Source organism: Agrobacterium sp. CFBP 3001 (genome assembly GCF_027871605.1).
Lineage (GTDB): Bacteria > Pseudomonadota > Alphaproteobacteria > Rhizobiales > Rhizobiaceae > Agrobacterium > Agrobacterium leguminum.
On sequence record NZ_JAQAHD010000011.1, the window covers coordinates 152,354 to 177,585 of the forward strand.

Annotated in this window: 23 protein-coding genes; 11 read left to right on the plus strand and 12 right to left on the minus strand. The window is 60.1% G+C overall.

Features of this window, described 5'->3' with window-relative positions:
* Positions 1-73: 73 nt before the first annotated feature.
* Genes PH605_RS15615 through PH605_RS15625 form a run of 3 tightly spaced genes read left to right on the plus strand, consistent with a single transcriptional unit; the run spans position 74 to position 3,255 of the window.
* Positions 74-931, plus strand: a complete 858-nt coding sequence (locus PH605_RS15615) for an ABC transporter permease (RefSeq protein ID WP_137453595.1) — start codon at positions 74-76, stop codon at positions 929-931.
* A complete protein-coding gene (locus tag PH605_RS15620) occupies positions 924-1,754 on the plus strand; it encodes a quaternary amine ABC transporter ATP-binding protein (RefSeq protein WP_003519594.1) in 831 nt (276 codons plus the stop codon). The genes PH605_RS15615 and PH605_RS15620 overlap by 8 nt, the downstream gene beginning before the upstream one ends.
* Positions 1,747-3,255 carry an HAL/PAL/TAL family ammonia-lyase gene (locus PH605_RS15625; RefSeq protein WP_142845378.1) on the plus strand — a complete coding sequence of 503 codons (1,509 nt, stop codon included), beginning with the start codon at positions 1,747-1,749 and terminating at the stop codon, positions 3,253-3,255. The genes PH605_RS15620 and PH605_RS15625 overlap by 8 nt, the downstream gene beginning before the upstream one ends.
* A 42-nt stretch (positions 3,256-3,297) precedes the next feature.
* On the opposite strand, the gene PH605_RS15630 is transcribed toward PH605_RS15625, so the two are convergent.
* The 8 genes from PH605_RS15630 to PH605_RS15665 form a co-directional block, all read right to left on the minus strand.
* Positions 3,298-3,996 (minus strand): GntR family transcriptional regulator, encoded by a 699-nt coding sequence (locus PH605_RS15630; RefSeq protein WP_059757796.1) that lies wholly within the window; start codon positions 3,994-3,996, stop codon positions 3,298-3,300.
* 143 nt (positions 3,997-4,139) lie between these two features.
* Positions 4,140-5,024, minus strand: coding sequence for a formyltetrahydrofolate deformylase (gene purU, locus PH605_RS15635; RefSeq protein WP_142845379.1), 885 nt, complete (start codon positions 5,022-5,024; stop codon positions 4,140-4,142).
* Positions 5,025-5,213: 189 nt separating this feature from the next.
* A complete protein-coding gene (gene glnT, locus PH605_RS15640; protein WP_078052224.1) occupies positions 5,214-6,521 on the minus strand; it encodes a type III glutamate--ammonia ligase in 1,308 nt (435 codons plus the stop codon).
* An 86-nt stretch (positions 6,522-6,607) separates the two neighbouring features.
* Positions 6,608-7,936, minus strand: a complete 1,329-nt coding sequence (locus PH605_RS15645) for an FMN-binding glutamate synthase family protein (protein ID WP_078052083.1) — start codon at positions 7,934-7,936, stop codon at positions 6,608-6,610.
* Between the two features lie 16 nt (positions 7,937-7,952).
* Positions 7,953-8,639, minus strand: coding sequence for a GXGXG domain-containing protein (locus tag PH605_RS15650; protein ID WP_142845380.1), 687 nt, complete (start codon positions 8,637-8,639; stop codon positions 7,953-7,955).
* 36 nt (positions 8,640-8,675) lie between these two features.
* Positions 8,676-9,581: a class II glutamine amidotransferase gene (locus tag PH605_RS15655; RefSeq protein ID WP_142845381.1), complete on the minus strand. Its 906-nt coding sequence runs from the start codon at positions 9,579-9,581 to the stop codon at positions 8,676-8,678.
* Positions 9,582-9,677: 96 nt separating this feature from the next.
* Positions 9,678-10,358, minus strand: coding sequence for a helix-turn-helix domain-containing protein (locus tag PH605_RS15660; RefSeq protein ID WP_161987914.1), 681 nt, complete (start codon positions 10,356-10,358; stop codon positions 9,678-9,680).
* A gap of 34 nt (positions 10,359-10,392) precedes the next feature.
* Positions 10,393-11,367, minus strand: a complete 975-nt coding sequence (locus tag PH605_RS15665) for a GlxA family transcriptional regulator (RefSeq protein WP_104679762.1) — start codon at positions 11,365-11,367, stop codon at positions 10,393-10,395.
* Between the two features lie 89 nt (positions 11,368-11,456).
* Here PH605_RS15665 and PH605_RS15670 point away from each other — a divergent pair, with 89 nt between their 5' ends.
* The 4 genes from PH605_RS15670 (at position 11,457) to soxG (ending at position 16,561) form a co-directional block, all read left to right on the plus strand.
* Complete coding sequence (locus PH605_RS15670; RefSeq protein WP_065656563.1) at positions 11,457-12,707, plus strand: sarcosine oxidase subunit beta family protein; 1,251 nt, start codon at positions 11,457-11,459, stop codon at positions 12,705-12,707.
* Between the two features lie 77 nt (positions 12,708-12,784).
* Positions 12,785-13,060, plus strand: a complete 276-nt coding sequence (locus PH605_RS15675) for a sarcosine oxidase subunit delta (protein WP_142845382.1) — start codon at positions 12,785-12,787, stop codon at positions 13,058-13,060.
* On the plus strand, positions 13,057-16,020 hold the full coding sequence (locus PH605_RS15680; RefSeq protein WP_142845383.1) for a sarcosine oxidase subunit alpha: 2,964 nt from the start codon (positions 13,057-13,059) through the stop codon (positions 16,018-16,020). Before PH605_RS15675 ends, PH605_RS15680 begins: the two co-directional genes overlap by 4 nt.
* Entirely contained in the window at positions 16,013-16,561 is a 549-nt protein-coding gene (soxG, locus tag PH605_RS15685) for a sarcosine oxidase subunit gamma family protein (RefSeq protein WP_078052090.1), read from the plus strand. Before PH605_RS15680 ends, soxG begins: the two co-directional genes overlap by 8 nt.
* Before the next feature lie 271 nt (positions 16,562-16,832).
* Here soxG and PH605_RS15690 read toward each other — a convergent pair whose 3' ends face one another.
* From PH605_RS15690 to PH605_RS15705, 4 genes are all read right to left on the minus strand, one after another.
* On the minus strand, positions 16,833-17,582 hold the full coding sequence (locus PH605_RS15690; RefSeq protein ID WP_065656697.1) for a GntR family transcriptional regulator: 750 nt from the start codon (positions 17,580-17,582) through the stop codon (positions 16,833-16,835).
* Positions 17,583-17,736: 154 nt separating this feature from the next.
* Positions 17,737-18,867 (minus strand): sugar phosphate isomerase/epimerase family protein, encoded by a 1,131-nt coding sequence (locus PH605_RS15695; protein WP_142845384.1) that lies wholly within the window; start codon positions 18,865-18,867, stop codon positions 17,737-17,739.
* A 103-nt stretch (positions 18,868-18,970) separates the two neighbouring features.
* A complete protein-coding gene (locus tag PH605_RS15700; protein WP_142845385.1) occupies positions 18,971-19,825 on the minus strand; it encodes an amino acid ABC transporter permease in 855 nt (284 codons plus the stop codon).
* Positions 19,826-19,828: 3 nt separating this feature from the next.
* Positions 19,829-20,764, minus strand: a complete 936-nt coding sequence (locus PH605_RS15705; RefSeq protein WP_142845386.1) for an ABC transporter substrate-binding protein — start codon at positions 20,762-20,764, stop codon at positions 19,829-19,831.
* A gap of 530 nt (positions 20,765-21,294) precedes the next feature.
* Here PH605_RS15705 and PH605_RS15710 point away from each other — a divergent pair.
* Genes PH605_RS15710 through PH605_RS15725 form a run of 4 tightly spaced genes read left to right on the plus strand, consistent with a single transcriptional unit; the run spans position 21,295 to position 25,223 of the window.
* Positions 21,295-22,512: an ABC transporter ATP-binding protein gene (locus PH605_RS15710; protein ID WP_374996988.1), complete on the plus strand. Its 1,218-nt coding sequence runs from the start codon at positions 21,295-21,297 to the stop codon at positions 22,510-22,512.
* Positions 22,513-22,531: 19 nt separating this feature from the next.
* Positions 22,532-23,572, plus strand: coding sequence for an extracellular solute-binding protein (locus PH605_RS15715; protein ID WP_142845388.1), 1,041 nt, complete (start codon positions 22,532-22,534; stop codon positions 23,570-23,572).
* Between the two features lie 9 nt (positions 23,573-23,581).
* Positions 23,582-24,409, plus strand: coding sequence for an ABC transporter permease (locus PH605_RS15720; protein ID WP_142845389.1), 828 nt, complete (start codon positions 23,582-23,584; stop codon positions 24,407-24,409).
* Positions 24,402-25,223 (plus strand): ABC transporter permease, encoded by an 822-nt coding sequence (locus tag PH605_RS15725; RefSeq protein WP_142845390.1) that lies wholly within the window; start codon positions 24,402-24,404, stop codon positions 25,221-25,223. The genes PH605_RS15720 and PH605_RS15725 overlap by 8 nt, the downstream gene beginning before the upstream one ends.
* Positions 25,224-25,232: the final 9 nt, after the last annotated feature.

The following is a 25,232-nucleotide window of genomic DNA, read 5'->3' on the forward strand; positions in this document are numbered from 1 at the left end:
CCGGCGCGCATTTTCCCGTCAGGACAGGGGCCGGCTACCGGACATGGGGTCGGCAGGCGCGAGGACGACACCAATGTTTCCCGAAGTTTTTCATATTTCCATCCGAGGCCCGATTAATGAGATCGTGCGTTCGCTGGTGGTGAATTACGGCTCCGTTTTCAAGGCGATCTCGCAGACGATCCTGCAGGCGATCCTTTTCGTGGAATGGGTGCTGCGCGGTCTGCCGTGGTGGGTCATTTTTCTAGTCTTCCTGGTGCTCGCCTGGTTCGCGGCGAAGAAGATTTCGCTCGTCCTCATGGTGGCGGTGATGCTTTTCATCGTCGGCGCACTCGGTCTCTGGGACCTGACGATGCAGACGCTGGCGCTGATGCTGATTGCCAGCCTCATCTCAATCGTCATCGGCGTGCCCATGGGCATCCTGCTTGCCAAAAGCGAATGGGCAAGGCGCATCACCCTGCCGGTGCTCGACGTCATGCAGACCATGCCGAGCTTCGTCTATCTCATTCCCGCCATCATGCTTTTCGGCCTCGGCAAGGTCCCGGCCGTGCTTGCCACCATCGTTTACGCCGTGCCGCCGCTGATCCGCCTGACCGATCTCGGCATTCGGCAGGTGGACCGCGAAGTGGTGGAGGCGGCAACCGCATTTGGCGGCAGCCCGCGACAAATCCTCTTCGGCGTCGAATTGCCGCTCGCCACGCCCACGATCATGGCCGGCCTCAACCAGACGATCATGATGGCGCTCTCCATGGTCGTCGTCGCCTCGATGATCGGCGCGCGCGGCCTTGGTGAGCAGGTGCTGAACGGCATCCAGACGCTCGATGTCGGCAAGGGCCTCGAAGCGGGCCTCGGCATCGTTATTCTCGCAATCGTGCTCGATCGTATCACCCAGGGTTTTGGCCGATCCAGCCGGAAGGAAATGGGCAATGACTGATATCCATATCCGCAACGTGTCCAAGATCTTCGGCGGCAACTGGAAGGCCGCGCTCGCCATGGCGCAGCAGGGCGCGGAGAAAAGTGACATCCTGGCAAAGACGGGATGCAGCGTCGGGCTCGACAATGTCAGCCTCGATATAGCGGGCGGCCGCATTTTCGTGATCATGGGCCTCTCCGGTTCCGGTAAGTCGACGCTGGTGCGCCACATCAACCGCCTTATCGAACCGACAAGCGGCGAGATTCTTGTCGGCGACGACAATGTTCTTGCGCTGAAACCGAAGGACCTGCGCGACTTCCGCAACCGGCGCGTCAGCATGGTGTTCCAGAATTTCGGCCTGATGCCGCACCGCACCGTGTTGCAGAACGTCGTTTATGGCCAGCGTGTGCGCGGGCTGACCAAGGCCGATGCGCGGCCCATCGGCATGAAATGGATCGAGACCGTCGGCCTTTCTGGCTATGAGGACAAGTTTCCGCACCAGCTTTCCGGCGGTATGAAGCAGCGTGTCGGCCTCGCCCGCGCGCTGGCCGCCGATACTGACGTCATCCTGATGGACGAGGCCTTTTCGGCGCTCGATCCGCTGATCCGCGCTGATATGCAGGACCAGTTGCTGCAGCTCGAAAAGAACCTGCACAAGACCATTGTTTTCATCACCCACGATCTCGACGAGGCGCTCCGTATCGGCGCGCAGATCGCGATCCTGAAGGACGGCAAGCTGGTGCAGGTGGGAACGCCGGACCAGATCCTCAACAGCCCCGCAAACGACTATGTCGCCCGTTTCGTGGAGCGCCGCACGGGTGCGGGAGAAGGCCAGCATGGCTGATACGATCACCATCGATCGTGCCCTCACCTGGCAAGAGATCGCCGCTGTTGCAAAGGGCGCGACGCTTTCCCTGTCGGACAAAGCGTGGCGGCGCATTGCCGAAGCCCGCGCCATCGTCGATGCACTCGTCGAAAAACGGGTGCGCGGTTACGGCATCAATACCGGTGTCGGCGCGCTCTGCGATGTGATCGTCGACATCCCGCAGCAGCAGGCCCTCTCCCGCAACATCCTGCTCAGCCACTCCTGCGGCGTCGGAGAACCGCTCGGGCGCGAAGAAACGCGCGCCATCATGGCCGCCCAGATCAACAACTTCGCGCATGGTTATTCCGGCGTGCAGGTCAAAACGGTCGAAGCGCTGCTGGCCCTGCTGAATGCCGATATTCTTCCTGTCATTCCGTCAAAGGGCTCGGTGGGTTACCTCACCCATGCCGCGGCGATAGGGCTGGTGCTGATCGGCGAAGGCCGGGCCCGCCACGGCGGCGAACTCATCAGCGGCAGGCAGGGTCTCGAAAAGCTCGGCCTCGAACCCATGGTTCTGCAGGCGAAGGAGGGGCTGAGCCTCGTCAACGGCACACCCTGCGCCACCGGCCTCGCCAGCCTCGCGCTCGCCCGCACGACTTCGCTCCTTGGCTGGGCCGATGCGGCAGCGGCGATGAGCTATGAAAACCTTGGTGCGCAGGCCGATCCCTTCGCCGCAGGGCCGCTGGCACTGCGCAGCTCACCCGGCATCCAGACCGTCGGCGCAAACCTGCGCCAGCTTCTGGCGGCAAGCCCGCTTCTTGCCCGGTCGGCCGGATCGCGCACGCAGGATCCGCTCAGCCTGCGCGCCGTGCCGCAGGTGCACGGCGCCGTTCGCGACAGCGTCGCGCAGATCGCGGACGTCGTAGACCGCGAGCTCGCGAGTGTTACGGACAACCCGGTCGTCGGCGGCACGCCGCAAGCGCCCGAGGTCCATTCCCAGGCCCATGCCGTCGGTGCGGCGCTCGGGCTTGCCATGGATGGGCTGGCGACGGCCGCGGCCGAACTTGCGGCGATTTCCGAGCGGCGTATCGACCGGCTCGTCAACCCGCTTGTCAGCGGGCTGCCCGCCTTTCTGGCGGAAAACGATGGTGTCTGTTCCGGTTTCATGATCATCCAGTACACGGCCGCAGCACTTGCCGCGGAAAACCGCCGCCTCGCCGCCCCCGCCAGCCTCGATGGCGGCATCACCTCCGCCTTGCAGGAGGATATACTGACACATGCTACCGCCGCCGCCGATAAGACGCTTTCGATTATCGGCAATCTGGAAACCATTCTCGCAATCGAGATCATGAGCGCCGCGCAGGCTTACGACATGCAGCCAGACGAAGGCGGCCGTGCGCCCGGCACCGATACGCTTTACCGGCGTGTCCGGACGGCGGTGCCATTTTACCGCGACGACCAGCCGCTCAACGATCCGGTAGCTGCCGTTCGGGAAATGCTGCAAACCACGCTTGCGGGGATAGTTGCCGACGCAGACTAGATACTGCGCCGGAAATTTTAGCCGCACACGAGGCGGAAGAGGTTACTCTTTGCCGGTCTTCTGGGCGATGAGAACAGCTTCCGCAATCGCGCTTGCGCTCGCGACATGGTCCAGAGCCGCCTTGTAAGCGGCGTCTCCATCCCCCTGCCGGATGGCCTCGACGATCTTTTCCATTTGCGCCGGACCTTCGGTATCGCGGCTTTTCGTCTTGATCGTCATCGAACGAAGATGGTTGATCCGCACCGTCAGCAGGTTGACGACGCCCCAGGCGACATGCCGGTCGATCTTGCTGAACAGCGTCTGATAAAAGGACGAGGTATGCGCCAGAACGCCCGGCATATCCCTTTCGACATAGCTTTCGCGGATATGACTGAGCGAAGCTTCGAGCGCTTCCACGATGGCAGGATCGCGGCGCTCCGCACAAAGGCGTGCCGCCATTCCCTCCAGCGCACCGCGAATTTCATAAATCTGCTTCGCCTCATCGAGATCGAGCATTGCGACCATCGGGCCCTTGTTCGGCAAATTCGCCACCAGCCCCTCGGATTCCAGATGCCGCAGGACCTCACGAACGATGGTGCGGGAAACGCCGAGCTGGGCGCAGAGATCGCGCTCCACCAGACGGTCGCCCGGGCGGAAATAACCGTTCACGATGGCGTCACGGACCTTGTCGAGCGCGAGTTCCCTCAGCGTCTTTGTCGGGCGCTCAACGCGAATGGCAGTTCCGTGGGAAGCATCTGTCATGGTATCACCTCGTTTGACACCTCCCGTTTCGTCGCAACGCGGTTACGAACAAGAGCGAGAAATGGCTTTTGTATTATGGCGTACCAACTTATTTAGCGCCGTGCTCTCTTTATGGCAACATCAGCACGGCTCACGCAGAATGCTCATCCCATTCTTTCCGAAGCGTAAGAGCCGGGACCTGGGGGAAACACAACGGTTCGGCTGCCGTTCAGGAATACGCGACGGTGAATATGGGCGTGTATGGCACGCGCCAGCACCTGCGCCTCCACGTCGCGGCCAAGCGACACGTAATCCTCGGCCGACTGGGCATGGGTGATGCGCACGGTATCCTGCTCGATGATCGGTCCCTCATCCAGATCGGCAGTCACATAATGCGCCGTCGCGCCGATCAGCTTCACACCGCGCTGATAGGCCTGCTTGTAAGGGTTGGCCCCCTTGAAGGACGGCAGGAAGGAGTGGTGGATATTGATGATCCTGCCTGACATCGCCTCGCACATCCTGTCGGAAAGCACCTGCATGTAACGCGCCAGCACGATGAGTTCCGTAGCCGAGCTTTCCACGATCTCCATGATCCGGGCTTCGGCCTGCGGTTTGTTCTCTTTCGTCACCGGAATGTGGTGGAACGGAATGTCGTGATTGACGACGACCTTCTGATAATCGAAATGGTTCGAGACGACGCCGACAATATCGATCGGCAGCGCCCCGATGCGCCAGCGGTAGAGCAGGTCATTGAGGCAATGGCCGAAGCGCGACACCATCAAAAGAACCTTCATCCGCTCTGCCTGGTCGTGCAGCGCCACCTCCATGCCGAACTTTTCCGAGATCGGAGCAAGCCCGGCCATCAAGGCGTCGCGTGTCGCACCCTCCTCGGAAATGAAACCCACACGTATGAAAAAACGACCGGTGCCGAGATCGTCGAATTGCGAACTGTCGACGATGTTGCACCCCTTCTCAGCGAGAAAGCCTGAAAGGGCGGCGACGATGCCGCGGGTGGATTTGCATGTCACGGTCAGGACGAAGTTCGTCATCTGGCACTCTTTCTGTCATCGATAAAGCATGTCTCCCAAAAGTGTGCAGCGGTTTTGGGAGACATGATTAAAAACAAAGATCAAAAGCGCGTGGCATGAAGCAGATTGGACGCGACGCGCTTTAGTGAAAAACCCCGCGCTCTTGATCAGCGCGGGGAAAAGCCGCAAGGGCGGCGGGGAAAATCGGGCTCAGACGTCGAGGGTGGTCTGATGCTCCCAGGCGGTGAATTGCGAGCAATAGCTGTTCCACTCACCCTGCTTGAGCTTCAGATAGGCCTTGGAGAATTCAGTGCCGAGAGCCTGCTGCAATTCCGCATCCTTCTCATATTCGCGCAGCGCATCGAGAAGGTTGAGCGGCAGCTTCGGTGCGTCCGTGACCTTGTGGCCCTCGCGATACATATCGATATCGTAGTGCGGACCGGGATCGGCCTTGGAGCGGACACCGGAAAGGCCGGCGGCGATGATGATGGCCTGCAGCAGATAGGGGTTCACGGCGCCATCCGGCAGGCGCAGTTCGAACCGCCCCGGCCCGGGCACGCGCACCATATGGGTGCGGTTATTGCCGGTCCAGGTCACCGTATTCGGCGCCCAGGTCGCGCCGGAAATGGTGCGCGGCGCGTTGATACGTTTATAGGAATTGACCGTCGGATTGGTGACGGCCGCAAGCGCCGACGCATGTTTCATGATGCCGCCGAGAAACGTCTTGCCCTTGGCCGACAGACCGAACGGCATTTCCCTGTCGGCAAAGGCATTGACCTTGCCGTCGAGGTCCCAGACCGAAATATGGGCATGGCAGCCATTGCCGGTCAGGCCCTTGAACGGCTTCGGCATGAAGGTGGCGCGCAGCCCGTGCTTTTCGGCGACGGATTTGACCATGAATTTGAAGAAGGAATGTTTGTCTGCGGTCTGCAGCGCATCGTCATATTCCCAGTTCATCTCGAACTGGCCGTTCGCGTCCTCATGGTCATTCTGGTAGGGCTTCCAGCCCAGCTCCAGCATGTAATCGCAAATCTCGGCAATGACATCATAACGGCGCATCACCGCCTGCTGGTCGTAGCAGGGCTTTTCCGCCGTGTCGTATTCGTCGGAGATTTTCGCACCATCAGGCGAAATCAGGAAAAATTCCGGCTCCACGCCGGTCTTGACCCTGAGCCCTTCGCTCGCCGCCTCAGCGATGAGCTTTTTCAGCACCACGCGCGGCGCCTGCTCCACCGGCTGGCCTTCCATCACGCAATCGGCAGCGACCCAGGCGACATCCTTTTTCCACGGAAGCTGGATGACCGAGGAAGCGTCGGGCACGGCAAAAAGATCGGGATGGGCGGGCGTCAGATCGAACCAGGTGGCGAAGCCCGCAAAACCTGCGCCATCCTTCTGCATATCGGCAATCGCTTCTGCAGGAACCAGCTTGGCGCGCTGGCCGCCGAACAGATCGGTATAACTGATCATGAAATATTTGATGCCCTTTTCGGCAGCAAATTTGGAGAGGTCCAGTGTCACGTCATTCCCCTTTTTTTGAATATCAGACACTTCATCGAAAAAAGACGGGCACATCCTCCCAAATGCGCCCGTCCGTTCTTTATGGCTTAAAAGCTGCCTTTCCCGGGGAACCAGTTCGTTCCCGCCAGCGGAACCTGCGCCATGGCGGCAGCCTCCATCGTCAGCGCCACCAGATCTTCCGGCTCCAGATTGTGGAGATGGTTCTTGCCGCAGGCACGCGCGATGGTCTGCGCCTCGAGCGTCATGACCTTCAGGTAATTGGCAAGACGGCGGCCGGCGGCCACGGGATCGAGGCGAGCGGCAAGCTCCGGATCCTGCGTGGTGATGCCGGCGGGGTCTTTGCCCTCGTGCCAGTCATCGTAAGCGCCAGCCGTGGTGCCGAGTTTCTGGTATTCGTCTTCCCATTTCGGATCATTGTCGCCCAGCGCCACCAGCGCCGCAGTGCCTATAGCGACCGCATCGGCACCCAGCGCCAGCGCCTTGGCGACATCCGCACCCGAACGGATACCGCCGGAGACGATGAGCTGCACCTTGCGGTGCATGCCGAGATCCTGAAGCGCCTGCACGGCGGGGCGAATGCAGGCGAGCGTTGGCATGCCGACATTTTCGATGAAGACATCCTGCGTGGCCGCCGTGCCACCCTGCATGCCGTCCAGCACCACCACATCCGCACCGGCCTTCACCGCCAGCGCCGTGTCGTAATAGGGCCGTGCGCCGCCAACCTTGATATAGATCGGCTTTTCCCAGTCGGTAATTTCGCGCAGTTCGAGGATCTTGATTTCGAGATCATCCGGGCCGGTCCAATCGGGATGGCGGCAGGCGGAACGCTGGTCGATGCCCTTCGGAAGGTTGCGCATATTGGCGACGCGATCGGAAATCTTCTGGCCCAGCAACATGCCGCCGCCGCCCGGTTTCGCGCCCTGGCCGACGACGACCTCGATGGCGTCCGCACGGCGCAGATCCTTCGGGTTCATGCCGTAACGGGAGGGCAGGTACTGGTAAACCAGCGTCTGGCTGTGGCCGCGCTCCTCATCCGTCATGCCGCCATCGCCGGTCGTGGTTGAGGTGCCGGCGATGGTCGCGCCCCGGCCGAGCGCTTCCTTGGCGTTGCCTGACAGAGCGCCGAAGCTCATGCCGGCAATGGTGATCGGCGTTTTCAACGTGATCGGCTTCTTCGCGAAGCGCGTACCGAGCGTAACTGTCGTATCGCATTTCTCGCGATAACCTTCGAGCGGATAACGCGAGATGGACGCGCCGAGAAACAGGAGATCGTCGAAATGCGGCACCTTGCGCTTGGTGCCCGCGCCGCGAATATCATAGATGCCGGTCGCAGCCGCGCGGCGGATTTCCGCCAGTGTATGGTCATCGAAAGTTGCGGATTTGCGCGGCGGGGTGAAGGGGTTGTGATAGCTCATCGGAATGTCCCTCGCCTCAATACGCGTCGGCGTTGTCGATGTTGAAATTGTAGAGCGTGCGTGCCGAGCCGTAGCGCTTGAACTCACCGGGGCCGACATCCGTGACACCGGCTTTGTCGAGAAGTTCAGCGAGCTTTTCGCGATGTTCGGGCCGCATCTCCTTCTCGATGCAATCGGCACCCAGGCTCTTCACCGAACCGCGCACGAAAAGCTTCGCCTCATAAAGGGAATCGCCAAGCGCATCGCCCGCATCGCCGCAGACGACGAGGTGGCCGGACTGGCCCATGAAGGCCGACATGTGGCCGATATTGCCCTTCACGACGATATCGATGCCCTTCATGGAAATGCCGCAGCGGGATGCGGCATTGCCCTTGATGACCAGAAGCCCGCCGCGGCCGGTGGCGCCGGCATATTGCGAGGCGTCGCCCTCGATGACGACCGTGCCGGACATCATGTTCTCAGCGACACCCGGCCCGGCCGAGCCGTGCACGGTGACGGTGCCGCCATCATTCATGCCGGCGCAATAATAACCGACCGAACCGTGCACATCGACGGTGACGGGGCTGTCGATGCCGACCGCCACGGCATGGTGGCCGCGCGGATTGACGACTTCGAATTCGGTGTCGTTCGCGCCCGAGGAAAGACCGTGGAGCGCCTTGTTGAGTTCACGCAGCGGCGTGTGGGAGAGATCGAAAACTGGCATGGATATGACTTTCAAAACAGGCGCCGATCACGGGTCTCAGGCGGCCTTTTCATGGTCCCAGAAATAGACGGTCGCCGGTTCCGGCTCCCAGACGCGGGCATTTTCAATGCCGGGGAGATTGACCAGAGCGCGATACTCAGAGCCGAAAGCGACATATTGGTCGGTCTCGGCCATGACAGCAGGCTTGCAGGCGATGGGATCACGCACCACGCCGAAACCGGATTTGGTGCCGACGACGAAAGTGAAGAAACCATCGAGATCGTCGAGCGCGCCGGTCAGCGCCTCGCCCAGATCCTTGCCCTTGGCCATTTCCGCCGTGAGATAGGCGGCGGCGACTTCCGAGTCGTTCTGGGTCTCGAACGTCATGCCTTCACGCACCAGTTCGCGGCGCAGATTATTATGGTTGGAAAGCGATCCATTATGCACCAGGCACTGGTCTGCACCGGTGGAGAAGGGATGCGCGCCAAGCGTCGTCACCGCCGATTCCGTCGCCATACGGGTGTGGCCGATGCCATGGGTGCCGGCCATGGAACGCACGTCAAAACGGGTGACGACATCCTTCGGAAGACCGGTTTCCTTGTAGATTTCCACGCTGTCGCCGGAACCCATCACGCGCACATTCGGGCGGATTGCGGAAAGAACCGGACGGATACCATCCAGTTTTTCGGCGGGAATATCGAGAACAGCATGAGTGCTTTTCACCGTGACCACGGCATCGACGCCGCTTTCCTTCAGCGTTTCGGCAAGGCCGGAAAAATCGGCGGCCGGATCGGCCGACTGGATCGTCACTTTCGCGCGGCCGTCGGCAGCGCTTCCGTAGATCGCGATACCGGCCGAATCCGGGCCGCGATCGGTCATGGTGACGAGCATGTCCGAAAGCAGCTGACCCAGCTGCGGTTCAAGGGTTTTGTCTTTCAGGAATAGTCCAACAATGCCGCACATCAACAAGCACCTCCATTCGTTTCTGAATGAAGGGCTAACATATGGAATTCCATTCCGTCAACTATCAGGAATATTTTTTTCTTCTAAGGCAAATTCTCAGTCATTGCCCAGTCGCCTTTGCGGATAGGAAATGATCGACAGATAACGCGCGGGAAGCTTCACCAATTCCTCCGGCCCATGCGGCGCATCGGCGTCGAAAAACAGGCTGTCGCCGGCCTGCATGGTGAAAAGCTGCTCGCCGTGGCGGTAAACCACCTCGCCTTCCAGCATGTAGAGAAACTCCATTCCCTCATGCTGGAAGGTCGGGAACACGTCCGAATCCTTGGTCAGCGTGATGAGATAGGGCTCGACGGTGACGCCGCTGGTATTGTTGTCGATATGGCCGAGCAGGCTGTATTGATGACCGGCGCGAGTGCCCCTGCGCTCGATATTCACGCCCTGCCCCGCTTTGACGAAGGTGGCGCTGCGCGGCTCCTCGAAACCGCGAAAGAAGGCCGTGATCGGCACGCCCAGCGCCTTTGAGAGCGTCTGCAGCGTCGTGAGCGACGGCGAGATATTGCCGTTTTCGATCTTGGAAAGCATGCCCACGGAAACGCCGGTGGCCGATGCAAGATCGGTGACCGTGATGCCGAGTTTCTTGCGATAGGCGCGCACCTCATGGCCAATCGCCATTTCCAGATTGTTGACCCTTGGCTCGCGGATGGCATGCGGATCCTGCGACAGGAACTGCGCAGTTTCGGTTTTGGTGGTATCCTTCGCCATGATGTCCTCCGGCATTATCGTGTTTTCCCTTCCTTACAGGAAAACTATTTTAATTCAGAGGAAATCTTTGCCGCATTGTATTTGGGGTATGGCCGAACCGGGCCTTGAAGCTTCCCGAAAAATGCCCGGCGCTTGAGAAGCCGGTGGCGAAGGCCACTTCGGCAATGGAGAGCGGGCTTTGCTCCAGCAGCCGCCGGGCGTGATCGAGACGGATCGCGCGGTATGTTTCCAGAAATGTCGTTTTCAGATGGGTTGCGAAAAGCCGGTCGAGGTGGCGCGCGCTGGTTCCCGCCAGTTTCGCCATGGTCTGCCGGTCGAGCGGGCTTTCAATGGTCGTTTCCATTTTTTCCAGCACGGCCAGCAGGGCCGGATGGTTGGTGCCATGGCGCTCGGCGGCGGAACCCCTTTGCGGCGCGCCGGGTTCGGCCACGGCCGTGTGCAGATACCAGTCGCTGACACGCCGTGCGAAATGAGCGCCCATTCTCTGGGAAATCATCGCATGCATCATGTCGAGGGGCGCGACGCCGCCGGCGCAGGTGATGCGGTCCCCGTCGAAAACAAACCGCGCCTGCCGGGGCGTGAGATGGTCGAAGGCCTCTTTCAGCACCGGCGCATGCTCCCAGTGAATGGTGAAATCGCGGTTTTCCAGCAATCCCGCCGCCGCCAGCACATAAGCGCCGCTGGAAATGCCCCCGATCCGGACACCCTGCCGCGCCAGCCGCCTTAACGTGCCGTAGGAATTTTCCGCAACGATCCAGTCCTGCGGCCCGCCCCCTGCGCAGACGAAGATCGTGTGGCATCTCTCGCCTGCGGTGGCGAGTGCCTCGCAGCCGACAGTGATGCCGGAAGAACTTCTGACGGCCTCGCCATCGAAAGAAAGCGGAACCACATCGTAAAGATCGGTTCCGGCGATCAGATTGGCGGCGCGCAATGGCTCCGCCGCCGAGGCGTAAGACATCAGCGCGAAATTCGGAACCAGGATGAAACCAATACGCTGGACATTCTTCTGCTCGATGGTCGTCATGTCTCTTTTTTAAATCATCATGTCCCTTATTTGCAATTCCCTTTCGAACGACGCCGGTAAGCTTGCGCGATATCGTTCGAGGTACGCAGATGCGCTATTCCGCCTTTTCCATTTTCAAGAACGGCCTTTTCGGCAACAAGGCGTGGAAACCCGCCTGGCGGGAGGTGTCTCCGAAACCGCATTATGACGTCATCATCGTTGGCGGCGGCGGACACGGGCTGGCGACGGCCTATTATCTCGCGAAAGAATTCGGCATCACCAATGTCGCGGTGCTGGAAAAAAACTACATCGGCTCCGGCAATGTCGGTCGCAACACCACGATCATTCGCTCCAATTATCTGCTGCCGGGTAACAATCCCTTCTACGAACTTTCGATGAAGCTGTGGGAAGGCCTGGAGCAGGATTTCAATTTCAACGCCATGGTTTCCCAGCGCGGCGTGCTGAACCTCTATCATTCGGACGCACAGCGCGATGCCTATACAAGGCGCGGCAACGCCATGCGGCTGCACGGCGTAGATGCCGAATTGCTGGACCGCGCCGCAGTGAAGGCCATGCTGCCGTTTCTCGATTTCGACAATGCCCGCTTTCCGGTGCAGGGCGGCCTGCTGCAAAGACGCGGCGGCACTGTGCGTCACGATGCCGTCGCCTGGGGTTATGCGCGCGGCGCAGACAGCCGCGGCGTCGATATCATTCAGGGCTGCGAGGTAACCGGCATTCGCCGCGAAAACGGCAGGGTCGTGGGTGTGGAGACCGCCAAGGGCTTCATCGGCTGCGGCAAGCTGGCGCTCGCGGCAGCAGGCAATTCCTCGCAGATGGCCGCCATGGCCGGGCTGAAACTGCCGATCGAAAGCCATGTGTTGCAGGCTTTCGTGTCTGAAGGGCTGAAGCCCTTCATCGATGGCGTCGTCACCTTCGGGGCCGGCCATTTTTACGTCTCGCAATCGGACAAGGGTGGCCTCGTCTTCGGCGGCGACATAGACGGTTACAACTCCTATGCCCAGCGCGGCAATCTGGCGACGGTCGAACATGTCGCGGAGGCAGGCAAGGCGATGATACCAGCGCTCTCGCGCGTCCGGGTGCTGCGGTCCTGGGGCGGCATCATGGATATGTCGATGGATGGTTCGCCGATCATCGACCAGACCCCGATCGACAATCTCTACCTGAATGCCGGCTGGTGTTATGGCGGCTTCAAGGCGACGCCCGCTTCCGGTTTCTGCTTCGCCCATCTTCTGGCGCGCGGCGCACCGCAGGAAACGGCAACGGCCTTCCGGCTGGATCGCTTCCGGCGCGGTTATCTCATCGATGAAAAGGGCCAGGGCGCCCAGCCTAACCTTCACTAAATCTGTAGCGGGATTTCAGGCGAAAACCGCTCACAGTTTTCGCCATCCCGCTATCTGGCGGATCAAGGACATCTGAAATGGCAAGTCTCGTGCCCTGCCCGCATTGCGGGCCAAGACCCAGGGAAGAATTCATCATCAAGGGCGCAGCCCTTCAAAGGCCCGCCGCCGATGCCGGCGCGGAGGAATGGTTCGATTATGTATATCTGCGCGACAATCCGCGCGGAGCCTATGAGGAATATTGGCATCACACATCCGGCTGCCGCCGCTGGCTGGTCATCGCCCGCGATACCGCCACCCATGAGATATCCGCCTGCCGCGACGCCGCCGACAAGACGAAAGTGACAAACGCATGAGTGCCAACCGCCTGAAGACCGGCGGTCTGATCGACCGTTCCAAACCGCTTTCCTTCACCTTCGACGGCAAGCCGATGTCAGGCTTTGAAGGCGACAGCCTCGCCTCCGCCCTGCTCGCCAACGGCCAGAAACTCGTCGGTCGCAGTTTCAAATACCACCGCCCGCGCGGCATATTGACGGCGGGTGCAGCCGAGCCGAACGCGCTGATAACCATTGGCCGCGGCGGGCGCACGGAGCCGAACACCCGCGCCACCATGCAGGAGCTTTATGCCGGGCTGGAAGCCAACAGCCAGAACCGCTGGCCCTCTCTCGATTTCGATATCGGCGCCTTGACCGGCCTTCTGTCTCCCTTCCTCGGTGCGGGGTTCTACTACAAGACTTTCATGTGGCCTGCCGCCTTCTGGGAAAAGGTTTATGAGCCCTTCATCCGCAAAGCCGCCGGCCTCGGCAAGGCGAGCTACGAGGCGGATCCGGATGCCTATGACAAATGCTGGGCGCATTGCGACCTGCTGGTGATCGGCTCCGGCGCGGCGGGTCTGGCGGCAGCGCTTGCCGCAGGACGCGCCGGCGCGCGCGTCATCATTGTCGATGAACATTCCGTGGCGGGCGGTGGGCTTCTTTCCGAAACGGCAGCCATCGGCGGCAAGAGCGCTCCGGATTTCGCAGCGCAATGCGTTGCCGAGCTCGAAACCCTGCCGAATGTGACGGTGCTGACGCGAACCACGGCTTTCGGCTGGTATGACGGCAATGTCTTCGGCGCGGTGGAGCGGGTGCAGAAACATCTGCCAGATCCGAAAGCCCATGTGCCCGTGGAGCGCCTGTGGCGCATCGTCGCCAAGCGGGCGCTGCTTGCCACTGGCGCGGAAGAACGACCGCTGGTCTTCGGCGGCAACGATGTTCCCGGCGTGATGATGGCGGGCGCCATGCGCAGCTATCTCAATCGATATGCCGTCAGCCCCGGCACGGCGACGGCAATTTTCACCACCAATGACAGCGGTTATGCGCTCGCCCGCGATCTGGAGGCGCAGGGCGTCGCTCTGGCCGCCATCATCGACAGCCGTGAGCAGGGCAATCCGGGCTACGAAGGCAAAGCGCGCGTCATCAAAGGTGGTGTCGTCTCCAATGCCAAGGGCGGCAAGTCGCTTTCCGCCATCGAGATTTATGCGAATGGCCAGGCTGAGAACCTGAATGTCGATGCGCTGGCCATGTCGGGCGGCTTCAGCCCCATCATCCATCTCGCCTGCCATCGCGGCGGCAAGCCGGTCTGGTCGGAAGACGATGCCGCTTTCCTGGCGCCCGGCAATCTCAAGGGGCTGGAACTCGCCGGCGCGGTTTCCGCAATAAACGGTATCGCCGCCTGCCTTGAGGATGGCGCGCGGAAGGGCGCGGCCTTGGCGCAAGAGCTCGGCTTTGCATCAGCTGCACCGACATTCGGCGCGGTGGAAAACGATATCGTAGCCCCGCCTGCAAAACCGCTATGGTCCATCCCCGGCATCAAGGCGAAAGCCTTTGTCGATTATCAGAACGACGTTCACCGCAAGGATCTCGGCCTCGCCATCCGTGAAGGTTATGGCCATGTCGAACTCGCCAAACGCTACACCACGAACGGCATGGCGACGGATCAGGGCAAGCTTTCGAATGTCAACGCCATCGGGCTGTTGGCCGAAGCGCGCGGCGTCTCCCCGGCGGATGTCGGCACCACGACGTTCCGGCCGTTTTATACGCCCGTCTCCTTCGGCGCGTTGACTGGGGCCTATCATGGCCAGCATTTCCAACCGGTGCGCAAATCGCCGCTGCATGGTTGGGCCGAGAAAAACGGGGCCGTCTTCGTCGAAACCGGGCTTTGGTATCGCTCCTCCTGGTTTCCGCGCGAAGGCGAAAGGGGCTGGCGGGAAAGCGTCGACCGTGAGGTTCTGAATGTGCGCAAGTATGCCGGGCTCTGCGATGTGTCGATGCTCGGCAAGATCGAGATTTGCGGCCGCGACGCCGCCGAATTCCTGAACCGGGTTTATTGCAACGCTTTCCTCAAACTGCCGGTCCGCAAGGCGCGTTATGGCCTGATGCTGCGTGAGGACGGCATGATCTACGACGACGGCACCACCAGCCGGCTGGAGGAAAACCGCTTCTTCATGACGACCACCACCGCCTATGCGGCGGGCGTCATGAACCATCTTGAATTCTGCGCGCAGGCGCTCTGGCCGGATCTCGACGTGCGGCTTGCCTCCGTCACCGATCAATGGGCGCAGATGGCGATTGCCGGGCCGAAGGCGCGCGCCATTCTTCAGAGGATCGTCGATGAAGATATTTCCGACGAGGCCTTTCCCTTCGTTGCAGCCCGGGAAGTCTCCTTGTTTGGCGGGCAACTGCATGGACGCCTGTTCCGGATTTCCTTCTCCGGCGAACTGGCCTACGAGCTTGCCGTCCCGGCCGGTTACGGTGAAAGCGTCGCCGATGCGCTGATGGAAGCCGGCGAGCCGGAGAATATCATGCCCTATGGCGTCGAGGCGCTTGGCGTGCTGCGCATCGAAAAGGGCCACGTCACTCACAATGAAATCAACGGCACGGTGGTGCCCGCCGATCTCGGCTTCGGCAAAATGGTCTCCACCACGAAGACCGATTTCATTGGCCGACGGATGCTGGAGCGCGAGGGGCTTTCCGACACCGACCGCCCGAGCCTCGTCGGCGTCGTGCCGCTTGATCCAAAACAGTCCTTCCGCACCGGCTCGCATATTCTTGCGAAGAATGCCACGGCAACGCTGGAGAACGATCAGGGTTATGTGACCTCCAGCGCCTTCTCACCGCATCTGGGTTCGACCATCGGTCTCGCCCTCGTCAAGAATGGCCCTGCGCGGCATGGCGAGGAAATCATGGTCTGGAACGGTCTGCGCAACGAATTTACCCAAGCCCGCCTTTGCAACCCGGTTTTTGTCGATCCTCAAAACGAGAAACTCCATGTCTGATTTCAAGTCTGATCTCCAGTCTGACTTCCGGCCGACGCTCCGCCCGGTGCTGGGCGCAAAGCGAGCGATTGCCTCCACCGCCATCAAGCTCTCTCCCCTGCCGGAAGGCACGATCATCCACGTTCTGGCCGCACCCGGCGCAGCAGATTTGGAAGCCCGCCTTCGCGACCTTGCCACAGGCGATATACGCGCGGTCTCACCGGGCCAATTGTTCATCGTCGGTGAACACCCCCTGTCTCACGCTGATATGAAGGCGCTTCTTGCAGCGCTCGAGCCTTTGGCAACGGGTGTCGACCAGAGCCAGGGACGCGTTCGCATCCGCATCGAAGGCAAGATGGCCGAGCGGGTTCTGGCCAAAGGCACGGCGGTCGACCTGTCTTTCGCAGCATTCCCGGTGGGACATTCCGCCGCGACGCTGATCGGCCACATCGCAGCCCACCTCACCCGCGTCGACGGACAGGTCTTCGAAGTCATCGTGCTGCGGGGCTTTGCCGAAAGCCTGTGGGACGACCTTGCCCGGATGAGCCTCGAATTCCAGTGATCGCGTCGGTCAGGCGTTGCTCGATGGTGCCACTAAAACAGATGGCGTCATCTGCTGTGCCTGATTACCAAACTTATGCAAACGGCGTTTGCAACTGAATCGCTTTTATGACGCCTTCTCGGCAGGAAACGCTTTTGTTTACCCGAGAGCCAGCGTCTCACTCTTCCGGAGAGAGCTGCACCTGCACGCAGGAAATTATTTCCGCTCTTCTGACGCCGCGTCGCACGGCGGGCGCAACGAAATACCTATGGCTTGTTCTTATCTGGGCGCATCATGAAAAGTTCTCCAACACGGCGAGGAACGTGTGCCGATCGCCCTGTCCTTCAGTCAGCCTAACGCGCCCCTCGATGTCGGCGAGATGGTGGTCCATCAACTCCTGTGCCTTCGCCAGGTCTTTCGCCTTCAGCGCCGTAACGATCAGGCGGTGGTGGTCGGCGCCACAGTCGTCCTTCTTGTCTTCTTCATAGAGCGCCATGACGAGGGAAAGGCGCGCGACGATCTTGGATAGCATTTCGGTCATGACGGCATTGCCGCCAAGCTCCGCCAGAACGATATGGAATTTTCCGGAAAGCACCGTCTTCGACTTTTCGTCGCCGTGGTGGTGGATGTGCTCTTCCTCGTCGGTCAGCTTTTCCAGCGCATCCAGTTGTTCGGTGGTGGCACGGGACATTACGAGGTCGAGGATCGCATGTTCGATCTTGCGGCGCGCCTCGAACAAAGCCTTGGCTTCTTCGATGCCCGGCTCTGCGACGAAGGTGCCGCGGTTGCGCTTGCGCTCGAGCAGATGGTCGCTTTCCAGCACGCCGAGAGCGCCACGGACAACGGTGCGGCTGACGCCGAAATGGTCGGCAATGGCATCTTCGAGGATTTTGGTGCCGGGTTTCAGCGCGCCTTCGCCGATGGCAGTGGCAAGGGTCGTGCGAATGCGCTCAGAGACGTCGTCATTGGCATTTTCTGCCGCTTCGGCTGCGCTCGGCGCCTTGGGGGCGGATTTTGGGGTCTGCCGACGAGTCTTCTTCATGTCCTGCTCCGCATGCATTCGAGCGGCCGGTCGCTCGATCTGATCACATCCATACACATATTGTTGCGTACATTGATACGCGCTGGAAATCCACTTGATCTTGGGTTTTGCACGATGACGGCAGAGATCTCCACCGTCATCGCGTAAGTCGAAATCAGGCCGCCTGCCGTTTCGCCACGGATGGGGAAAGATCGATGCCATTATCGGCGCAGATCGTCTCGATATGCCTGGCCGAATTGCGAATGAAGATGATAGCCGCGTCGAAGCCATAGGCCTGCTTTTCATAGGACGGGTAGCCGTAGTTGGTCGCCTCATAGGTCTCCCAATCCGGAATCTCGCCGGCTGCAACACGCTTTTCAAAGGTGCTGATGAGGGAAAGATAGGCGTCGAGCTCTTCGGCATCGAGGTCCGGGTGCGCAGCGCGCCACGCTGGGTCGTCGATCTCGATGCACTGACGCGGATTGGCCTTGCGCGGCTTGTCTTCAACGGAGGCGGCAACTTCCAATGAGAGATTGAGATTCGGGTTCGCCGCTGCCAGGATTGGAATGATCGTGGCAAAATCCACGATCCCCCAACCGACGGGGCGGGTCTGGAAATCGAGGCCGCCGGTTGCGCGGCCCACATAGGCGTCCTTGATATGGGTCTGGCGAACGTATGGCGCGACACGTTTTGCGGCGTAAACCGGATGTTCCCCGCGCTGCAGGCCGTTCGCCGTGTCGAAGACAACGCCCATGCAATCCTCACCGACCTTTTCGATCAGCCTGAGGATTTCGAAGGACGTAATCTCGTCATGGGTTTCCATATTGAGATGGACACCATTGGCGCGCGCTACGGGAGCAAGCTTCAGCAAGACCTTCTCGATTGCCAGCAACTGCTCTTCCCAGGTGACGTCGGTGCGGAAGCGGTCATTTGCCAGCCTGCCACGATACTCCGATTTGAAATTGCCCGGCGAGATCCATAGTTCGCGGCAGCCGATGGAAGCACTTGCCTCGATCATTCGGGTAAAGCCCAGAATGACGTCGCCATCGCCGATCGCCCGGAACTCCGGAGCCTCGGCGCTGCAATAGGGATTGATCTTGCCGACGCCACTTTCGAGGTAGAGCCCCAGTTCATCGGCTTTCTCGCGGATGTCGCGAAGTGCTCCCTTGTCGAGCGTCGGGCTCATGTCGAGAACTGTCGGGAAGAACAGGCCCGCAAGGCCAAGCTCCTTGACAAGGTCAAGGCTTGCGAGCGGTCCGCGTTTCACGAACTCGGGAAGCTTCTGGCTATCGATACCCAGTCTCATAATAGTCTCTCCTTGGTGTTTCCTGATGGGATTCGCTGCGGTGACGATCCCTTGGTTGATTGATTTTCTGGCGTCATTGTCTGCGCGCTGGCGCCCCCCATGCTCAATTTTTGCCGCTGTTCGAGCGGCCTTTTGGCGCGAGCTTCCGTTCCAGATAGTGCTGGCCGATGGACGCAATCGTGGTGATCCCGAGATACCAAAGCGAGGCAACGCACAGGAGCTCGATGACGAGGAAGTTGCGGGCATAGATGGCCTGCGCCTGTGTCAACAAATCCTGCATCCCGATGACTGAAACGATGGCACTCGCCTTCAGCATGCCGATCGCCTGGTTTCCGGTCGGCGGGACGATCAGCCTTACTGCCTGAGGGAGGACCACCGTTCGCAGAGTCTGTAATGGTCTGAGGCCCAGAGACGATGCGGCTTCGCGCTGTCCCCGATCCACGGCAGTCAAGCCACCACGAATGATCTCGCTCATGTTCGCCGCCTCGTGCAGACCAAGCGCCAGGAAGCCGGCCAAGGCGGGCGTGACGATGTCGTTTACCGAAACCGACCAGGAACCGAATCCGATCTCGGGGACGAAGAGCGCGATGTTGAACCAGAAGAATATCTGGACGATCAGCGGTACGCCGCGGAACCACCAGACAAAGGCGACGGCGATCGCCTTGAGAACGAGGTTCTGGCTCGTCGCCATAATGGCGATGAGGCAACCGATGACGATGCCGGCGACCATGGCGCCGGCCGTCAATTCGAGCGTCAGAACGACGCCGCCAAGAATGACGGGGTCGATCATGTAGCGCGGGATCTCGCTCCATTGGACGCTCTGATTTCGCCCGACAGCTAGGACCATGAGGGCCAGCACAAGGATCGCAATACTACCGGTTGCGACCTGCCCCCAGCGTATCGGCTTGCGGACTGGAGGCACGATGGTCATACTGATCGGTTGAGCAAAGAGTGCCATGGCTCAATCCACCGGCATGGAGGCAGCATCGTTGAACTTGACGGTCTTCACGGCAAGCGGGCCAAGGCTCCATTTCTCCATGATGGCCTGATAGGCACCGCTGTCGACCATGTGCTGGAGCGAGGCAATCAAGGCATCCCGGAGCTCTGGATTATCCTTCGAGACCAGCATGCCAAGATAACCGACGGCGAGGCGGACATCGGGCAAGGCTTGCAAACCGACTCCTTTGCCGGTCTGCTTTTCGGTGGTGTAGACGCTCGTTGCATAACCATTGACGGTCGCATCGGCGCGGCCCGTTCGCACGGCCTGCAGGACGTCAGGCATTTTCGGGATGGACATGATCTCGATGGGCGCGGTCTTGCATTTTGCCGAAGCAGCAACGACGAGCCTGTTCTGGAAGGTTCCGACCGGCACGGCAACCTTCTTGCCGCAGAGGTCTTCCATGTTCTTGATGCCGAGCGGATTGCCCTTGACCGTCATGATGGTTGTTGCGTCATACATGTAGTCGATCACGTCGACCTGCTTTTCCAGTTCCACATCGTCATTGATGCCGGAAAGCGTCATGTCGAACCGCTTGGAGAGCACGGCGGGAACGATGGCTGCGCCCGCGCCGACATTGGTCATCTGCACATCGACGCCCAGAATGACGCCGAGCGCTGCCGCGAGGTCGGCATCGATGCCAATCAGCTTGCCGGCCTCGTCCTGGAAGCTGATCGGCGGCGTCAGATCCGTCGCAACCTTCAGCTCCTTCTTTTCCTTGATCGCGGCGGGCAAGCGATCTGCCAATTGCTGATTGAAGGCGACGCCTGGAAGTTTGGCCACATCCGCCTCTGGCACCATCTTCACGGGCGTACCCTCTGCAGCCTGCGCGGTTGAGGCGAGGAGAGCTAGAGCGACGCCTGCCAGGGCGGCTGTGAGAGTCTTCTTGAAACTATGCATGCGGAACCCCTTCTTCACATTATCTGTCGTCGTGAATTTTCAGATTGGACGAAGCAATCAGCATGCCAGTTCGACGTATCAGATCCTATATGACTGTTTTTAATTGCTTATTTTTTTAATACTCAGATCGCATAACGATGCGACTTTATTTTCGCATAAAGTTTCGCAAATTCTGATGAAAAAATAATCCATCGATTAATCCTGAGCATTTTGCTCACGAACAAAATCGTTAAATTATTGATTTAATTATACAATAGTATCGTCTGTCAGGCGTGTCCCGTTACTGCCATCCTCGCGAAAGGCCGCAAACTGACGCGGCTCGATGGCTTGCAACCCAGAAACCTGCACAACAAATCACCGTCGCCGATCACGAATGCACAATTAATGAATTCACACGAAAATTCGTTTTTATGTGATTATGAACTTACGAAAATGAACAAATCAAAAATAAATAAATATAATCAGTCCTTTGACAGTTTATCCGGAATATGGAAGGCGCAATTGGCACACCAATTGCAACTGCTGTTTCCATGACCCAAAGCGAACTCAAAATTGCCGATCGACCACACCTCCGCCTGAGACCGACAAGCGCGACGCCCTCGGCCATGCAGGCGCAACCCAAGGGGACATTCATGTCGCAGACCTCGAATGCAGCAGAAGGCAAGCAGCTTAGCGTTCGTGGCCTGACCCATAGCTACGGCGGACAGAATGCGATCAGCAACATCTCTTTCGAGATAGAAGCCGGTGAGATCGTTGCGCTACTGGGCCCGAGCGGCTGCGGCAAATCCACGGTGCTGCGCGCTATCGCAGGGCTGATCCAGCCGAAAAGCGGCGTGATCCAGCTCGGTGGCGAGGACCTTGCCAATGTTTCGGCGCGTGCGCGCGGTATCGGCATGGTCTTCCAGAACTATGCGCTGTTTCCACACCTGACGGTCGCCGAAAACATCGCCTATCCGCTGGCTTGCCAGAAGGTTGGGCGCTCCGAGCGGCGCGAACGGGTCGAGGAGATGCTCTCGCTCGTACAGTTGAAAGGGTTTGGTCATCGGCTGCCACGTGAGCTCTCCGGTGGTCAGCAGCAACGCGTCGCGGTGGCCCGTGCCATTGCCGGACGGCCTTCGCTTCTGCTTCTCGACGAACCGTTCGGTGCCTTGGACCGTGCACTGCGTTTCGACCTGCAGGTTGAGCTTCTCCATCTGCAGAAGACGCTTGGCATCACCACGCTGATCGTCACGCACGACCAGGAGGAGGCGCAGAGCCTCGCTGGACGCTTGGTGCTAATGAACAAGGGCAATGTCGAGCAGATTGATACGCCGATGGCCGTTTATGACCGGCCGAGGACCCTCTTCGTCAATACCTTCATCGGTCAGGCCAATGTGTTGCATGGAACGGTGGACCGCGTGGAGACGGAAGCAACCACGATCTCGCTGGCAAATGGCACGGCCTTCGTCCTCCCGCGTCGTCTGAATTTCACCACCGGCTCCAAGGTCACGATCACCTTCCGACCCGAAGATGTGCGTCTCTGCGCCACGCCGAGCGCCTCGGCCCTGCCGGCGCGACTGACCGTGTCAGTGCCGCTTGGGCCTACCCTTGTCCATGATCTCCTTCTCGAAGACGGGACAAACCTTCGTTCCTCGGAGGTCCGCGGGCCTTCGACCTTCATTCCCGAGCCGGGAGCACAGCTCTTTGCCGAGATAGACACCATGAGGTGTCACGCCTTTCCGAGCGAACCGGAAGCATTCCGTGAATAACAACAACAGAGGTGAACAGATGCAAGACTTCGACATCACAAGACGCCGTTTCGGACTGCTTGCCGCCGGTGCGGCCGTGGCAGCGACCGTTCCTTTCGCAGCCCGTGCGGCTGGTGGCACGGCGATTGCCGCGACCTTCCCAGGCAATTGGGAAGACGGCTATCGCACGGTGCTGACGCCGCTCGTGAAGGAGGCCGGTTTCGATCTGACCGTCGCCCCGGCAATGGCACAGGACCAACTCGCCAAGGTCATGGCAAGCCCCGGCAACCCGCCTTACGACACGCTTCTGATGTCACCCGGTCAGATGGCCATCGCCGTCGAGAACGACCTCATCCAGAAGATCGACCCGTCGAAGCTCAAAAATTGGGGAATGCTCGATCCGGCCTTCCAGGGCGAATATGGCCCAACCGTCACGGTCGAGGTCAACGGCATTGCCTATAACCCCGATCTCGTCCCGGCGCCGAAGGGCTACCGCGATCTCTTTGAAAACCCGGCTTACAAAGGGCTTGTATCGTGGACCGGCTTCGCCTCCAACACGGGCGTGATGGCCTACACCGAAATCGCCAAGATTTACGGCTCGGGTCCAACCGACATGGATGCCGTCTTCAAGCTGTTCAAGGAACACCCGGAGCAAATCAAGGGCGTAGTGGCCAGCACGAACCACCAGATGACGCTGTTCCAGCAGGGTGAAATTGCAGTCTTCATGTGCTCGACCGGCAATGTCGCGAAGTTGAAGGCGATGGGGCTGAAGGCCGAATTCGTTCAGCCGGAAACGGGTTCGCCCGCAGTGCCAGTCAACATTCATTTGACCAAGGGCGCCAAGAACGTTGACGCGGCCTATGCCTATATGGATGCCGCGATTTCCAAGGCCGCGCAGGACAAGCTGAAGATGCCGCCGCAGGAAATGTTCCCGACGAACAGGCAGGTCGAGCTGACGCCGGGCATCGAGGCCTATGTGAAGCGCGAGCAGCTTGCCTCTCTCGTTTATCCTGACTGGGCTGCCATCAACAAGAACCGGCCGGAATGGATCCGCCAGTTCGACGCCCTCGTCGCCGGTTGAGGTAGCACCATGAAAGCGAGCGGCTTCCCCTACGTTATCCCGATGCTTCTGCTGTCGGTGGCGTTCTTCGCGACGCCGCTCGCCGTCCTTGTCGGGTTCAGCTTCATTGGACCCGACGGCCTGTCCCTGCACAATTACGGGCGCTTTCTTGGCGATGCGTTCAACTATCGCGTTCTCGTCAACACCGCCAAGCTCGGGATACAGACCATCGTCACCACGACGCTGCTCGGTGTGCCGATCGCGCTGTTCTACTGGCACAGCGGCAAGACCGCACGCCAGATCATCATTTTCCTGACGCTGATCCCGATGTTGACCAGCAATGTGGTTCGGACCTTTGCCTGGATCGTCATTCTCGGGCGGCAGGGACCGATCAGCGAGACATTCGTGGCGCTTGGGCTGACTGACCGTCCCTTCACGCTCATGTCGACGGAACTCGGCTTGGTGATGGCCATGTGCCAGATCGACCTGCCTCTGATCATCCTTCCGCTGGTGGCGATCCTGTCGCGCATCCCAGTCACCTATACCGAGGCTGCGCAGGTTTCGGGCGCGGGGCCGTGGCGCATTCTCGTCACGGTCCTGTTGCCGATGATGCTGCCTGGACTTCTGGCGGGCTGGATTCTCGTCTTTGCCAGCACCAGTGCTTCCTTTGTCACCCAGGCGGTGATTGGCGGCGCGCGCAACGTCTATGTGCCGCAATTGATCTATCGAGAGGTCGGCACGCTGTTCGACTGGCCGATGGCGTCTGCCATCGCCGTCGTGCTCCTCATGTCGACCGGCATTCTTCTCGTCGGCATGACCATGATTTCCCGTCACCGGAGGCTTGTCGGCCATGCCTAGAAAATCCGAAAACCCGGTCCCCGCCATTCTCTACAAGGCATTCGTCTTCGGTTTTGGTGGCCTGAGCCTGATCTATCTTGTAGCCCCGATCGTCATCGCGATCACCATGTCGTTCACGTCCGGGCAGACGCTCAAATACCCCCCGGAAGGGTTCTCGCTGCGCTGGTATGAGGCGTTGCTCGATCCTATCCGCTCCGGGACGGAGCATATTGCCGCCGGCAACTCGCTGAAGATCGCAGGCCTTGCCGTTCTCGGCTCGCTTCTCTTCGCCGTGCCCGCCACGATCGGCATGGCTCGGCTGCAGCGTCGGTCGGTCAACACGATCGAGCCGTTGCTTCTCGCCCCGCTGGTCTTGCCGAGCCTCGTTTATGGTCTGGCGGCGCTGATCGTCGCCAATTTCGTTGGCTTGCAGCCTTCGCTCTGGCTGACGGTCGTCGGCCATGTGGTGGTTTTCGGGCCTTTGATGTACCGCGCCGCCTCGGTCGTCGCACAAGGTATCAATCCCTCGCTGGCGGAAGCGTCGACAGTGATGGGAGCCACATGGTTCACGACGCTGAGGCGCGTGATCCTGCCCTTGCTGACACCCGGCATTCTCGCCGGCGCATTCCTCGTCTTCATCCAGTCGCTCGACAATGTTTCCGTCTCGCTTTTCCTTGCCGATGCACAGACGACAGTGCTGCCGCTCAGGATGTTTGCGCTGATCGAGGAGTCGCTCGACGTGCGCGTTGCGGCAATGTCCGGCCTGCTGATCGGCCTGACGCTGGTGGTGATGCTGGTGGCAAGGCGGGTGCTGGCGCCTACGCGACAGGCCTGACGAACAAGA